Raw genomic sequence first — 14,614 nt, 5'->3', positions numbered from 1 at the left:
CCTTCGACATCCTCCAGGTCTGGCACGAGCGCTTCGACGGCGACCCCGCGCACCAGTGGCTGCGCGGACTGGTGGCGCGGTCCGTCAACGCAGGGTCTGAAAACACCCGGAGTTCACGAAGGGTACGGCGCGCGCCAGCTTCCTGACACTCGGGGGGCGCGGCACTGAACGTCAGTACACAGGTGGGGGAGCGTCGCATGGGGGGCTTCGTGTAGGGTGCTCCGCATGAATCCTGAGAAGCTTGTTTTCGCCCAGACCGTCGAAGCGCTCTTCGTCCGGGCGCTGGAGAACCGCCTGACGCCCGCATGCCGCGAGCACCTGAAGCGGGCAGGGCTGGACCTCGACCGCAAGCTGGAGCGCACCTATTCGCTGGAGCAGTGGCGGGAGTTCCTGCGCATCGCGGCCGGGCACGTCTACGGCGGCGTGCCGGCGGAGGCCGCGTACTACTCCCTGGGCGAGCGCTTCATGGACGCCTACTTCGGGACGTTCTTTGGCCGCGCGCTCCTGGGCGTGGGCCGGCTGGCCGGGCCCCGGCGGATGCTGCTGCGGGCGGACCTGGGCTTTCGCGCCGGCAACAACTTCAGTGAAGTCAAAATCGTGGAGCGCAGCGCGACTTCGCTGGAGCTATGGATGAACGACGTGCTGGCGGATCAGCCGACGTTCGCGGCGGGCCTGCTGGCGCGCGCGGTGGCGCTGTGCGGGGGCTGGCGGGTGGTGGCGCTGCCGGAGGAGTTCGACGGCACGGCGGCGACGTTCCACCTGCGCTGGAGCGAGGCCGCCGTGGAAGGGGCGCTCAGCGCCACTGGGGATGGGTCCGGAGGCGACGCTCGACCTCAGGCGTGAGGGTGCCCCCGTGCGGGGCTCGGGAGGACGAGCGCTCCCAGCGCTCCAGCCACCGGGTCCCCAGCGGGGCCGTCAGCGTTTCGTAGCGGGTCGAGGCCACGGTGGTCTCCCCCTTGGTGCCGGTGGAAGCGCCGGCCCCCACGTAGAACCCCGCGAGCAGCAGCGTGACGCGGGTGGGCGTGGCCGCGCTGTAGGTCATCAGCAGGGCGCCCTCTGCGTCTTCCCGGCAGTGCCGGCGCACCCGGGCGAGGACGGCTTCGGTCCACATGTCCGGGTTGGACGCGGGTGAGAACGGGTCGAAGAAGACGAGGTCCGCCGGGGGCAGCTCCGCATCCAGGAAGGGCACGGCGTCCCCAAGCTTGAGGGTCCACTGGATGCCGGGCTCGCTCCAGGCGCCGTGCTTCATGAGGCGCTCACAGGCTTCGCGGAACGGCTGGAGGAAGGGGAAGCCCTCCGCGTCCGCGAGCGCGAGCCGCAGGGGGGCCAGGTCCACCTCGAAGCTGACGATGTGCAGGTCGCGGGCGCGGTCCGGGCCCAGCTCCCGGGCGCGGGTGAGCGCGGCGACGGCGTTGGTGGCGGCGCCCAGGCCCACGTCGTGGATGACGAGCGGCGGGCCGGGCTGGCGCAGGCGGTCCGCGAGGCCGGGCTGGTCGACGTAGAGGCGCAGGGCCTCCTGCCACGGGCCCACCGCGGGGTGCATGACCTCGCCATGGCCCAGGTGGCGCACGGCGCGGTGGCCGTTGCGCAGGGTGACGAGCTCGAAGTCGCCGTCGCGCGGATGGGAGGGCTCGGACATGGGGCTCCTGGCCTGGAGGGGACGTGTGGGAAAGGATGGGTGCCTAGCATGACGACTCCAGGGCAGGAACATCGGGGCGCGCTTCACGGGGAGGACGTCCGGCACGGGGAGGCTTCGTTCGAGGGCGGCCAGGTGCGGTTGTCGCTGCGGGTGGAGGCGGAAACGCGCACGGTGCTGGCGGCGGCGTGGGAGGCCACCGTCGCCCTGGGGCATCCGCTGGCGGCGTGCCTGGAGTCGCTGTGTCAGAACGCGGTGGGCATGGGGGTGGACGTGTTCCTGCGCTTCGACGACTTCCACCTGCGCTCGGGGTGTCCGGAGGGGTTGGAGGCGACGGAGGAGGCGGGGCTGGCGGTGCGGGTGTTCCGGCTGGCCTTCAGCCAGTTCCACCCCCGGGCCACGGGGCCCGCGTACCTGTCGAGCGGGCTGGTGCTGGCGAAGCTGCCCCGGGGCGCGCGTCCGGAGTGGGACGAGCCGGGGTTCTACTTCGCGCACTACTACCGGGAGGAACTGTGGCCCGCGGCGGCGGAGGAGGCGCGCCGGGGTGGCGTGCTGGGGCCGCGAGCGGCGTGTGCGTACATCGATGCGCTGCTGGCGAAGGCGGATGACACGGTGGAGCTGGACTGGCCCGTGGAGCAGGGCACGGCGACCTGGGACTGGCTGACGCGCGTGTGCCTGCCGTTGGTGACGGGGGGCGCGGAGCGGACGCGTCAGCTGCTGGAAGGTGGGTACGGGGGCGCGAGCGGCACGGGGAGCTTCCCTTTCGGGCATCTGGACGGAGGCACGTGGCATCCGCCGGAGGGGCTGCCGGAGCCCGAGGACGTGGGGCACGCGGAGTTCATCCTCGGCGACTTGGAGCACCTGCTGCCGGAGCTGCCGAAGGACTGCGTGCTATTGGCCGCGCCCCGGTGGATGGCGGTGGGGCAGACGCGGGACTCCCCTGCCCTGCGCCGGGCGGACATCTCCAGCGAGGAGGCCGGGGGCTTCGGCCTGTTCAACGCGGCGGCGCACGACGTGGGTGAAGACGATGATTGAGGGGCGCGTGCTGTGTGGGCTGGTGGCCCTGATCTGTCTGTCGTGCGCTTCAGGTCCAAGGCAGTACGCGCAGACGTCCGACTCCGCGACCAGCGGCTGCCTGCGCAATCCCACCTGTTACACGCAGCCGGGGGATGAGGCGTTCCTGCCGTGGGTGGACAAGGCCGCCAGGGCCGCGGCCTCAGCGGGAGCCACGATGAAGCTCCTGGAGGCGGCGGACGTGGCCCGCATCGAGCACCTGCTGGTGGAGTGCGCGAAGGAGGCGAATCACGCCGTCGATGAACGTGAGTACGGCCAGGGGAAATACCCGGACGACAAGGAGTGCTTGCGCGTGGTGGGCCAGGACAAGGATGGCAAACCCATCCGACGACAGGCCGAGCTTGGAAGACTGAAGCATGACGTTGCCTTCGCATGCGTACGGCGTGAAATCCTCCGGCGCTTCCCCACCAACGTTTCGATCGAGCCGAGCTATGTGATCCGCACGGGCAAGTCGGGGCAGCAGGACCTCATGAAGCCCGACGTCGTCCTCCACGCTTCAGGCCGGCCGGATCAGGCCCAGTGCGTCTACGACTTCAAGTTTCCATGTCTCAAGGCAAGCAAGGGCAATCCGCTCTCGGTTTCAGAGACACAGGAGCAGATGACCCGGTACTCAAAGCTTGATGGACAGTGCAACCCCGCCATCATCACACCCCAGTTCGGGATCATTCGTGAGTAGCTACACTCCCTCTGAACATTTCGCCACGACACTTCCCAGGGTCCAGCTCGTCCTGCGCGTCGTGTTCTATCTGCCGCATGACCACGGGGTGCTGACCCCTGTTCTACGACGCCTTCTCGATACCTATCTCGCATTCATTGCCGCCAGCGGTGGAGCTCTGACTGCAGGAGCGGATCCCGACATCAGTGAGGCTGTCTTCCCGCTCACTCCCGCCACCTGGGAAGAGGTCCATACGGAACTGGAGAAGGCTCGTTTCGGCCCATTGGAAGAGATGGACAAGGACTCCTTCTGGTTCTGGACCTTGACCAAGCGGAGCTTCGACACGTGGGTTCTCCTCAGGGGCGGAGAGTCGGATCCCAGCGGCTATGAATTCAGCTTCCGCTCTCGGCTTCCCTGGCGAGAACCTTCTTCTGAGTACAGCGTCCTGAGCGTGAAGGTCCCCATGCAGTACCTGGAGGACCAGGGGCCAAAGAAGGCACGTGAGCTGGCGCTGGCGCTGGCGGAGCTCCTTCCCTTCAGCACGGGCCATGCGGGACTGTCGCTTTCGTTCACCCGTGGGAGGTCGAAACTCCTTCCCCTCCTGAGGGAGCAGCTGGCCCAACATCCCGGCTGGGATGTTCCACGGGAGAGTGCATGGGGCATGGGAGAAGGAGTTGACGGCATCCACTGGCTGAACTTCCTGGGCCCTCCCCTCCTCGAAAACGTTGGCGGCATCCAGGCGCTCCGCTCGCACCTGATCCACCCGGAGACCTCCGTCCAGGAGTTCACCGGAGGCCGTGCCGTCATCGACCTGGGCCCCGCGCCGCTCGCGGGGAATACGAAGTGGGGTGAGACGCTGCCGGCGTATCGAGAGCTGGCCCGGTTCCTGGAGCCGTGGATGCTTCCCTCCACTCCCTTCAACAATTTCGAGGGCTACACCCCGGAGGAGGCCCGCCTCTGGTGGCGCCGCTTCCTGGAGGCCCCTCCCGAGAAGCTCTACGACCCTCGCGACGGGTAACCGCGCCGGATTTTTTCACGCATTGCCCCAGCACCCGGCGCACTGATAATCCGCAACCCGGAGTGTTTACGTCGAGCGGCGGGCCGACGGTCGTGTTCGCGCCAGCCCTCGCGGATCGGGGTTTCATCGATGCGGTCACAACGCGCTGTCTGGAGCAGGCTCCTGTTGTTCGCCGCGAGCCTGGGCCTTCTGTCCTGCGGCGGGAACGAGCGCCCGGCGGCATCCGCGGGCATCCGCACCACGCACGCCCGTCTCGCGACGGCGCCGGCCTGGTACAACACCGCCTCCATGGCGGCGGCGCGCGCGCAACACGCGGCCGTCCTGCTCCCCGACGGGAGGCTGCTCGTCGTCAATGGCGTCAACTCCGGCTTCGTGGGGACGGCGGAGGCCTACGATCCCGCCACCAACACCTGGAGCTCCGCGGGCCCCACCAGCCTCACGGGCAACGTCACCCTGGCCGTGCTCCTGCCCACGGGCAGGGTGCTGGTGCTGACGGATGGCTCGCAGGGGGGACGCCTCTATGATCCCGCCACCAACGCCTGGTCCGCCACGGGCAACATGTCCTCGACCCGCTCCATCCCCACGGCCACGCTGCTGGGCACGGGACAGGTCCTGATCGCGGGCGGCACCGGCGGTGGCGGCGTCCGGCTCGCCACCGCGGAGCTCTACGACCCCGCGACCAACACCTTCCTTCCAACCGGGGCGATGCCCCAGGGCCGGAACGCGCACACCGCCACGCGGCTGCGCGACGGACGGGTGCTCGCGGTGAGCGGCTTCAGCGGGTCCGGCGAGGTGGCCGCCGCCGACCTCTACGCCCCCGCGACCGGGACCTGGTCCGCCGCCGCGCCCCCGCTGGTCGCCCGTCACTACGCCACGAGCACCCTGCTCCCCGACGGCCGCGTGCTCGTCGCGGGCGGCTTCACCGCGGGCGGTGTCACGGCCCAGTCGGAGCTCTACGACCCGGGGGCCAACACCTGGACCGCCACGGGCAGCCTCGCGTTCCCGCGCAACGGCCACATGGCCACGCTGCTGCCCGACGGGCGCGTCCTCGTCACCGGCGGCTCCACCGGCCCCGGCGCGGCGGCGCAGATCGAATCGGAGATCTACGATCCCGCCACCGGCACCTGGACCTCCGCGGGCACGATGAACGTCGCGCGCGAGAACCACACCGCGACGCTGCTGCCCACGGGCAAGGTGTTCGTCGCGGGCGGTTACTCCAGAACCCCCGGCACGACCTTCTACGCGGAGACAGAGGTCTACGACCCCGCCAGGAGCCAGTGGTCCCCGGCCGGCGCCATGGGCACGCCCCGCACCGACGCCGCCGTGGCGTTGCTGCCCTCGGGCCAGGTGCTCGTCGCGGGTGGCCGTGCGATCGGTTCCTCGGCGGCGGTGGAAGTGTATGACCGCGCGAGCAACAGCTGGAGCGCCGCGCCCGCGCTCGACGAGCCTCGCGAGCGCGCGACCGCGACCGTCCTTCGCTCCGGCCAGGTGCTGGTCGTCGGTGGACGCGACGGGAGCACCTCGACGGAGGGCGCGCAGCGCTTCGATCCCGCCACCAACACCTGGCTGGCCACCGCGCCCCTGCCGAGCCCGCGCCACCTGCACACCGCCACGCTCCTGCCGGATGGCCGGGTGCTCGTCGTCGGCGGTCAGCGCAACACCACCGTGCTGGACACCGTGGAGATCTACGCGCCCGACACGGACACCTGGACCGCCGGGGCCCCGCTCGCCACGACGCGCACCGGACACCGCGCCGTGCTGCTCCAGGACGGCCGGGTACTCGTCGCGGGCGGCCGCACGGGCGGCGGCGTGGAGCTGGACTCGGCGGAGCTCTACAACCCCACCAACGACACCTGGGCCCCGGCGGGGAACCTCCAGGGCGCCCGCGACGAACCGACGCTGACGCTCCTGCCGTCGGGTCAGGTGCTCGCGGTGGGCGGCCTCGCGGCCTTCACGAAGCTTGCGTCCGCGGAGCTCTACACGCCCGGCACCAACACCTGGACGTCCGTGGGTCCGCTCACGCAGCCGCGCTGGCTCCACTCCGCCACGCTGATGCCTTCCGGCAAGGTGCTGGTCGCGGGCGGCATCACCACGACCGACGACTACGCCAACACGGCGGAGGTCTACGACCCCGCCCTCCGCGCGTGGACCAACGTCGAGGACCCCGCCGCGGCGGGAGGTCTGATCACCGTCTCCCTGCCCTCGGGCGAGGTCCTGCTGGCGGGGGGCCAGGAGCCCACCAACGCGCAGCTGTTTGACGACACCCGGGCCCTCCCCGCCTGGAAGCCGGCGGTGACGAACCCGGCGACCCTCGTCGCCGCCTGCCCCACCGTCGTGGAGGGCCTGCGCTTCCGGGGCATCTCCGGCGGAAGCGGCGGCAACTCCGCGGACTCGCCCACGGACTTCCCCCTGGTGCGCCTGCGGGCCGCCGAGGGTGGACGCCTCTGGACGCTCCCCAGCAGCAACACCTCGGCCACCCGCGCGACGGTGACCGTGCCCGCCGACGCGCCGCTGGGCACCTACGCGCTCTCCGTCTTCGCCAACGCCATCCCCGGCGGCCGCATGGTGACGGTCGTCGCCAACCAACCTCCGACGGCGGCGGACCAGACGGTCACCGTCCAGAAGGACACGCCGCTGGAGCTCGCCCTGGCCGGCACGGATCCGGACCCCGGCCAGGTGTTGACCTGGACGGTCGTCACCCAGCCGCAGCACGGCACGCTCGGCACCAGCGCGCAGGGGAACCTCGAGTACACGCCCGAGGCCGGCTTCGTGGGCACGGACAGCTTCACCTACCGGGTCCGCGACTGCGCCGACGACAGCAACGTCGCGACCGTGACCCTCAACGTGACGGAGGACGTGGTCACCCGCACCCTCACCTGCCCCGCGAACGTCGTCGTGGAGGCGACGGATCCGGACGGCGCGCTCGTGACCTACGATCCCGCGGTGCTGGAGCCAGCAGGAGGGCTCCCGGTGAGCTACACGCAGCCGTCGGGCGCGCTGTTCCCCATTGGCACCACGACGGTCACCGCGACCTCCACGGGCCTCACCTGTTCGTTCCAGGTGACGGTGCAGGACACCACGGCGCCCACGCTGACCTGCCCCGAGTCCCGGAGCGCGGCCCCTGGCGAGACGATCACGTTCGAGCCCACGGCCACGGACGCGGTGACGGCCTCGCCGGTGGTGACGTCCTCGCCCGCTTCCGGCAGCCCCTTCCCGGCGGGCGCCACGACGGTCACCGTCACCGCCACGGATGACGCGGGCAACACCGCGCAGTGCACGTTCCAGGTCCGGGTCCAGGCGCAGGTCGTGGAGATCGCCGGCGGTGGCTGCGATAGCACCGGTGGCGCCACGTCCGCGCTGGCCCTCCTCGCCGCGCTCGCGGCCTGGGGGAACTCGCGCCGCCGTCAGAACCCGGCCCGGGGGAACTGAGACATGCGCTCCCTCTTTTCTCGAATGGATCTCCCCTTGCGTATGAAGGCAAAGAGCTGGGCGCTGGCCGCGCTGCTGGCCACCGCAGTCACCCCCGCCGCGTTCGCGCAGACCACCACGAGCCCGCTGAGGCCGCTGGACCTGGAGCGCCTGCGCTTCACGCCCGCGGCGACGGACTCGATGCTGGTGGACACCGGCCGCGTGCTCCCCGAGGGCGGCTACCGCCTGCTCCTCATGGTCAACTACGAGCGCGGCATCCTCCTGCTCCAGGGCAGTGACGGACTGGAGCGCTCCATCCTCCACTACCGCACCGCGGGCTGGCTGGCCGGCGCGTGGTCGCCGGTGGACCGGTTGGAGTTCTCCGCGAAGCTGCCCGTCATCATCGCGCAGGGCGGCCACGGCGCGGAGCAGCTGGTGGGCGTGAGCGAGCCGGACTCGTTCGGCCTGGGCACGCCGGAGCTGGGCGTGCGCTACGAGCTCTTGCGGCGCGAGGAAGGCGCGCCGGTGTTCCTGGGCCTGGGCCTGGACATCGGGATTCCGGGCGGCACGGCGGACGCGTTCGGCCGTCAGGCGGGCTGGGCCGGGTTCCAGTTCGCGCCCCGCGTGTCGGTGAGCCGCGAGCTGGGCCCCGTGGTGCTGGGCGCCAACGCGGGCATCCGGATCCGCTCGAAGGAAGTGGAGCCGGGCCGCGACGTGGGCACGGAGCTGGAGCAGGGCGTGGTGGTGGCCACGCGCGGCAAGGGGCTGCGCGGCGAAATCGCGCTGCAGGCCGCCGAGTCGCTCGTGGAGTCGGACTTCGCGCTGGAGCTGCTGGGCGGCGTGCGGCTGCCGGTGGGCGCCGGCTTCGAGGCGTTCGCGATCGGCGGGCACGGCTTCACGGACATCCCGGGCACGCCGTCGTTCCGGCTGGGCGCGGGCATCGCGTACGCGAACGAGCCCGAGCCCGTGGACCGCTGCCGCACCGGCCGCAGCCACACGCCGGAGCAGTGCCCGAACGAGGACGACGACGGCGACGGCGTGGCGAACAAGGACGACCGCTGCCCGCTGGAGGCCGGCTCCGTGGAGAACAACGGCTGCCCGGACAAGGACTCGGATGGCGACGGCGTGGTGGACCGCGAGGATCAGTGCCCGAACGAGGCCGGTCCCGCGTCCGAGCGCGGCTGCCCCGTGAAGGACACGGATGGCGACGGCGTGCCGGACAAGGACGATGCCTGCCCGAACGAGGCCGGTCCGTCGTCCGAGCGCGGCTGCCCCGTGAAGGACACGGACGGCGACGGCGTGCCGGACAAGGACGATGCCTGCCCGAACCAAGCCGGTCCCGCGTCCGAGCGCGGCTGCCCCGTCAAGGAACAGCCCAAGCCCGAGCCGAAGCCCGAGGAGAAGCCCGCGGAGGAGACGACGTCACCGCTGGAGCACATCGTCCAGTTCCCGGTGAACCAGTCGGAGTTCCAGGAGAACGAGCAGCAGCAACTGGACTCCATCGTGGCCTACCTGAAGGCGAACCCGAAGCTGAGCGTCCGGATTGAGGGCCACACGGACAACAGCGGCCCGGAGGAGGCCAACCGCACGCTGAGCCATCAGCGCGCGAACCGCGTGCGCGCGTACCTCATCCAGAAGGGCATCGCGGGCTCGCGGCTGGAGGCGAAGGGCTTCGGCCCCGACCGTCCGCGCGTGTCCAACGAGACGCCGGAGGGCCGCAGCGCGAACCGCCGCGTGGAGTTCGTCCCCGTCACGGGGAGCTGACTCACGCGACGCTCCACATGACGCCGCTTCGTGGACACCCACGAAGCGGCACGTGGAGGTTTCAGTGAGACGGGCGTGGAGGCCTCCTCCACGCCCGTTTTGCGTCAGGCCTCTTCGGGGTGCAGCTGCACCAGCGCGGGCAGCTCCGCCGCGCGGTCGCGCAGCCGGACCTTGGGCCGGATGGCCACCGGGACGCGGGAGGCCGCGAGCAGCTCCAGGTCGAACACGTTGTCGCCGAACGCCGCGTAGAGCGGCCGGTCCGTCCGCAGCCTCAGGCTGTTCACCTTGCCGGGGCCGTAGGGCACGGGCTCGAAGACGGACGTCAGCAGCCGTCCGCCCTCCTCCTTCGGCGTGCACGCCACCACGAAGTCGGGCGTGATGCCCACCTCGCGCACCGCGGCCTCCACCACCGCGCGTGGCGACGCGCTGACCACGTAGCAGTCCACACCCTGCCCCCGGGCCCACTCCACCACGCGGCGGGCCTCCGGATGAACGCGGCCGGCCACGCCTCGCTTCGCCACCACGTCGAGGGCGAAGCCGCGCAGCTCCTCCGCGTGCCAGCCGGCGAAGATCCACGCCATCATCTCGTAGGTGTCCTTCTCCGGCAGCCGCCCGGCCTCGAACGCCTTGAACAGCGCGTGCGCCAGCGTCACCGCGTCCGGATGCGACTCCACGCCATGGCGGGTCCCCAGCCGCTCCAGCGCCGCGCGGGCCTCGGGGCGCACGCCGCCGTGCTCCAGCAGGGCCATGAACAGATCATCCCCCACGTCCCCGCTCCACAGCGTGCCGTCCCCATCGAAGGCCAGCACGCCGTCCGGCGTCCGCTCCACCTCGCGACGGATGCGCTCCAGCGTCTCCTCGACCCGCTCAGTCCTCATGGCCGGCATCCTCGCTGGCCGTACCGTCCGGTGTCACCCGCGTCCGCGATGGCAGGACGCGGGCTGTTCACCATCCGGGGGAACGGGTGGCTACTCTTCAGGGCATGGCACGAACCGAGAAAGAGAAGATGCTCGCGGGCGAGCTGTACAGCGCCAATGACCCGCAGCTGACGGCCGAGCGGGGCCGCGCCCGCAAGCTCCTGCGCTCCTACAACCAGTCCACCGAGGACGAGCTGCCGCTGCGTGAGAGCCTGCTCACCGAGCTCCTGGGCAGGGTGGGCGCCGGGACGTGGATCGAACCGCCGTTCTTCTGTGACTACGGCGAGCACATCCGGCTGGGCGAGCGCGTCTTCATGAACTTCCAGTGCGTCATCCTGGACTGCAACACGGTGACGATTGGCGACGACGTGTCCTTCGGCCCGGGAGTGCAGGTGTACGCGGCCACGCATCCCCTGGACCCGGATGAGCGCATCAAGGGCCCGGAGCTGGGCCGGGCCATCACCATCGGTTCGAAGGTATGGATTGGCGGCGGCTCCATCATCTGCCCGGGCGTCACCATCGGCGAGGGCTCCACCATTGGCGCGGGCAGCGTGGTGACGCGGGACATCCCGCCGTACGTCTTCGCCGCCGGCAATCCCTGTCGCGTCATCCGGAACCTCCGGTAGCGCGCGGACTTCAGCCCACCGCCTGGTGGGTCTCGGTGACGCCCTTGTACCCGTAGAGGCCGCTGTCGTACGGGGTGATGGCGTCGTCGGCCTTCTTGGTGCAGGCCGCGGCGGTGGGGTCGAAGGCCTGGAACTGGCCCTTGTCGTCCTTGAACTCCACCCACGCATGGAGGCCCCGGTCCGTATTGCCGAAGACGACTTGCGCGTCCACGCCGGCCTGCTCGAAGCGCTGCTCGGCCTCGATGGCCATGTCCACGCAGACGCCGGACTTGGACGCGTCGAAGTTGCTGGCGTTCTTCATGGCGGCATCCCACGACTTGCCGCCCGTGTAGTCGTACTTCCAGGACGTGGCCTCCTTCGCGATGTCCTGGGCCACCGCATCCGCGCTCTTGCCGGAGGACGGGCCCTTCGCGCCCTGCGCCTGCGCGGGAGCCGGAGTCGGGGCCGGCGCGGGCTGCGCCTTCTGGGCCTGGGCCTTGGACGGCTCGAAGCTGTCGCGCTGCCAGTTCTGCTGGAAGCGCTGTGAGCCATGGGTGGGCTTCGGGCCCTGGGCCTTCGCGCCCTCGCCCTTCAGCAGGGCCTCCTTCGTCAGGCCCAGCTCCTTCAGCAGCTTCGCGAACTCCTGGGGCTGCTTCGCAGAGTCCACCGTCTTCACGTGCGAGCCGTCCGGCTTCACGACCTTCACCACGACATTCCGCGGGGCCTGCCCGGCTTCGGGGGAAGGCTTCGCGCACGGGCTGGAGGACGGACGAGAGAGGGAGGAGATCGCCATGGGACAGGGCCTCGAAGAAGCAGCGGGGATGCCTGTCCCATGAGCACGGCGTGTGCCAACGCTCGCGCTCCTTGGGGGGAACGCCAAACCCCTGTGTTTCCAGGCCCCGTGGGCCGGGCCTCGTCAGGGGAGGCCCGCGCGCCTGATGACAGCCGTGCGCCGGGTGATGTCCGGTGTCATCACCCCGCCGGCTCGGAGGCACCGTCGGGCTCCGGCGCCTCAGGCCCCTCCACGGTGCGCTCCAACGTGCGAGCGAGCGCGGCCCGCGCCTCCGCCGCCTCCTCGAAGGGCTCATCGCTCCCGGCCCGCGCCGGAGGAGGCACCGTCGCATCCAGTTCGTCCGGGTGCAGGCGGAACCACTTCGCGACGAGCATCACCTCCTGGGCCTCCTGCGCGCGGAGGCCAATCGCCTCCGGCTCCGGCACGTCGAAGATGGCCCGCACGCGCGCGTCCAGCGCCGCCTGCTCCTCCGGCGTCCGGGGCGTGGGCACCTCCGCGCGGATCCGTCCCCGCCTGAGCACATACGTCCGGTCCTCACCGCCGTGCCCGCGCGCCGTGTAGACCAACGACAGCCGGCGCAGCGTGCGGCCCAGCTCGACGATCCACGCCTGAACGTTCTCCAGCCGCTCCGCGCGGTCGCGCAGCTCCGCCGCGTATTCGAACTGGAGCCGCCGCGCCGCCATCGCCATGCGCTCGCGAAGGATGACCAGCGGCCGGTCCGACTCGCCGTTGAGGAACGCCCGCGCCAGCGCGACCCGAGCCAGGTACTCCGCCGTCGTGCACCCGCCCGCGCACGGCGAGAGGCACCGCGCCGTCTGCCCGCGCATGCACCGCGGGTCATCCTTCAGGGGAAAGAGCTGGATCTGATCCGCCAGCCGCATGGGCGTCTCGGACGGGCAGTCGCGCAGCTCCAGCAGGTCGTTCACCGCGCGCACCACGTCCGCCATGGTGTGCCGGCCGTGGAAGGGCCCGAAGTACTCCGCGCTCCCGCCGCCGCCGGGCTGGCCCACCACGCGCAGCCGGGGCACGGCCTCGCGCGTGAGCTGGAGGAAGCAGTGCGCGCGGTCGCGCTTGTGCTCCACGTTGTAGAGGGGCCGGTGGCTCTTGATGAGGCGGAACTCATGGAGGAGCGCCGCGAACTCACTGGCCGTGTACTCCCACTCCACCTGGTGCGCCTGGGCGACGATCTCCCAGGCCTTCTCGCCCTCGTCCGCGCGGAAGTACGACAGGAGCCGCGTGCGCACCCGCACGGACTTGCCCACGTAGAGCAGCTCTCCTGCGGGACCGAAGAACCGGTACACGCCGGGCCGGTTCTCCGCGCTCGCGCGGACGTGACTCAGGAGGGTGGCGACGCGCGGGTCCATGCGGCGGAGAGGTGCACCGGTCGGCAGGACCCGGGCACCGCAGGCTAACCCGCCACGTCTCGCCGCACCGCCGTTCGCGTGGCGCCCTTCACAACCCGGCCGGAGGGCGGCCAGCGGGCCACGCGCCCGGACTTCAGCCCACGTCCTTCAGCGTCGCGGCGCTGGCCGCGGCCTCGTCCTTCAGGTCCTTGGGCGTGGCGATGGCGGACTTCAGTTCGCGGTACGTCTGCGCATAGCCGTTGCGCAGGATGCCCTCGCGCACGCGCTCCATCAGCCGCTGGTAGTGCCGCACGTTGTGCACGGACAGGAAGCGCGAGCCCAGGTGGTGCTTGCCGCGCATCAGGTGTTGCAGGTAGCCGCGCGTGTACTTCTTGCACACGTAGCAGTCGCACTCGGGGTCGAGCGGCCCGTCATCCAGCTGGTACACGGTGCGGGTGATGCGCACCAGGCCCTGGAACGTGTACGCGTAGCCCTGCTGCGCCATCTTCGTGGGGATGATGCAGTCGAACATGTCCACGCCGCGCAGCACCGCCTCCAGCAGGTCCGTGGGGGTGCCCACGCCCATCAGGTAGCGAGGCTTGTCCTGCGGCAGGGACGCGGTGGCGCGCTCGGTCATCGTGTCGCGCTCCACCTTCGTCTCGCCCACGGCCAGCCCGCCGATGGCGAAACCGTCGAAGGGCAGCTTCGTGAGGAACGCGGCGCTCTCGTCGCGCAGATGCGGGTGGACGCCGCCCTGGACGATGCCGAACAGCGCCTGGCCCGTGGGCTTCGCCTCCTTCGCGGCGAGGCTGCGCACGGCCCAGCGGTGGGTGCGCTCCATGGCCTCGCGGGTGCCGGCCTCGTCCGTGCGCGAGTCGATGCACACGTCCAGCACCATCATGATCTCCGAGTTGATCGCCTGCTGCATGGCGATGCTGGACTCGGGGCTGAGGAGCCGGCGGCTGTTGTCGTAGAAGCTGCGGAAGTGCGCGCCCTTCTCCGTGATGAGGCGGTCCTCCGGCAGGGAGAAGATCTGGAACCCGCCCGAGTCCGTCAGCACGGCGCCGTCCCAGCCCATGAAGGGATGGATGCCGCCGAAGCGCTCGAACACCTCCGGGCCGGGCCGGAGCATCAGGTGGTAGGTGTTGGCGAGGAGGACCTTGGCCCCCGTCTCCTTCACCTCCTCCATGGCGATATGGCGGAAGCCGGCGTGGGTGGCCACCGGCATGAACATCGGCGTGGGGAAGGACCCCTTGCGGGTGTGGAGGATGCCCGTGCGGGCGCCGGTGGGGTCAGTGTTCAGGAGTTCGAAGCGGACGGCCATTGGACGGGCCTTATACCCAGCCCGCCCGTCCGGGCGCACCCGCTTCCTGGGGGACGCCCGCCTGGTCTCCTGGGGGC

General features: G+C 70.9%; 12 protein-coding genes. 7 read left to right on the top strand and 5 right to left on the bottom strand.

Features of this window, described 5'->3' with window-relative positions:
* Window positions 1–225: 225 nt before the first annotated feature.
* Window positions 226–843 carry a DUF2378 family protein gene (locus D7W82_RS32860; protein WP_120622091.1) on the top strand — a complete coding sequence of 206 codons (618 nt, stop codon included), beginning with the start codon at window positions 226–228 and terminating at the stop codon, window positions 841–843.
* Here D7W82_RS32860 and D7W82_RS32855 read toward each other — a convergent pair.
* Complete coding sequence (locus D7W82_RS32855; protein WP_120622090.1) at window positions 794–1,639, bottom strand: tRNA (5-methylaminomethyl-2-thiouridine)(34)-methyltransferase MnmD; 846 nt, start codon at window positions 1,637–1,639, stop codon at window positions 794–796. The genes D7W82_RS32860 and D7W82_RS32855 overlap by 50 nt on opposite strands.
* Before the next feature lie 48 nt (window positions 1,640–1,687).
* Between D7W82_RS32855 and D7W82_RS32850 the strand changes: the two genes are divergently transcribed.
* The 5 genes from D7W82_RS32850 (at window position 1,688) to D7W82_RS41895 (ending at window position 9,555) form a co-directional block, all read left to right on the top strand.
* Window positions 1,688–2,671 carry a hypothetical protein gene (locus tag D7W82_RS32850; RefSeq protein WP_120622089.1) on the top strand — a complete coding sequence of 328 codons (984 nt, stop codon included), beginning with the start codon at window positions 1,688–1,690 and terminating at the stop codon, window positions 2,669–2,671.
* Window positions 2,655–3,386: a hypothetical protein gene (locus D7W82_RS32845; protein WP_147439684.1), complete on the top strand. Its 732-nt coding sequence runs from the start codon at window positions 2,655–2,657 to the stop codon at window positions 3,384–3,386. Before D7W82_RS32850 ends, D7W82_RS32845 begins: the two co-directional genes overlap by 17 nt.
* Window positions 3,331–4,383: a type VI immunity family protein gene (locus D7W82_RS32840; protein WP_120622087.1), complete on the top strand. Its 1,053-nt coding sequence runs from the start codon at window positions 3,331–3,333 to the stop codon at window positions 4,381–4,383. The genes D7W82_RS32845 and D7W82_RS32840 overlap by 56 nt, the downstream gene beginning before the upstream one ends.
* Before the next feature lie 165 nt (window positions 4,384–4,548).
* Window positions 4,549–7,812 (top strand): kelch repeat-containing protein, encoded by a 3,264-nt coding sequence (locus tag D7W82_RS41900; RefSeq protein ID WP_233588079.1) that lies wholly within the window; start codon window positions 4,549–4,551, stop codon window positions 7,810–7,812.
* Between the two features lie 42 nt (window positions 7,813–7,854).
* Entirely contained in the window at window positions 7,855–9,555 is a 1,701-nt protein-coding gene (locus D7W82_RS41895) for an OmpA family protein (protein ID WP_233588080.1), read from the top strand.
* A gap of 104 nt (window positions 9,556–9,659) precedes the next feature.
* On the opposite strand, the gene D7W82_RS32830 is transcribed toward D7W82_RS41895, so the two are convergent.
* Window positions 9,660–10,433, bottom strand: a complete 774-nt coding sequence (locus D7W82_RS32830) for an HAD family phosphatase (RefSeq protein WP_120622086.1) — start codon at window positions 10,431–10,433, stop codon at window positions 9,660–9,662.
* Window positions 10,434–10,537: 104 nt separating this feature from the next.
* Between D7W82_RS32830 and D7W82_RS32825 the strand changes: the two genes are divergently transcribed.
* Window positions 10,538–11,098 carry a sugar O-acetyltransferase gene (locus D7W82_RS32825; RefSeq protein ID WP_120622085.1) on the top strand — a complete coding sequence of 187 codons (561 nt, stop codon included), beginning with the start codon at window positions 10,538–10,540 and terminating at the stop codon, window positions 11,096–11,098.
* A 10-nt stretch (window positions 11,099–11,108) separates the two neighbouring features.
* On the opposite strand, the gene D7W82_RS32820 is transcribed toward D7W82_RS32825, so the two are convergent.
* The 3 genes from D7W82_RS32820 to tgt all read right to left on the bottom strand — a co-directional run bounded on the left by D7W82_RS32820 (window position 11,109) and on the right by tgt (window position 14,537).
* Window positions 11,109–11,870, bottom strand: coding sequence for a transglutaminase domain-containing protein (locus tag D7W82_RS32820; RefSeq protein WP_120622084.1), 762 nt, complete (start codon window positions 11,868–11,870; stop codon window positions 11,109–11,111).
* 179 nt (window positions 11,871–12,049) lie between these two features.
* Entirely contained in the window at window positions 12,050–13,234 is a 1,185-nt protein-coding gene (locus D7W82_RS32815) for a nuclease (protein WP_120622083.1), read from the bottom strand.
* A gap of 133 nt (window positions 13,235–13,367) precedes the next feature.
* Window positions 13,368–14,537: a tRNA guanosine(34) transglycosylase Tgt gene (gene tgt, locus D7W82_RS32810; RefSeq protein ID WP_120622082.1), complete on the bottom strand. Its 1,170-nt coding sequence runs from the start codon at window positions 14,535–14,537 to the stop codon at window positions 13,368–13,370.
* Window positions 14,538–14,614: the final 77 nt, after the last annotated feature.

The organism is Corallococcus sp. CA049B (genome assembly GCF_003611685.1).
In the GTDB taxonomy this organism is placed as follows: domain Bacteria; phylum Myxococcota; class Myxococcia; order Myxococcales; family Myxococcaceae; genus Corallococcus; species Corallococcus coralloides.
The sequence above is the reverse complement of the archived record's forward strand: the minus strand, read 5'-3'. Positions and strand labels throughout refer to the sequence as shown.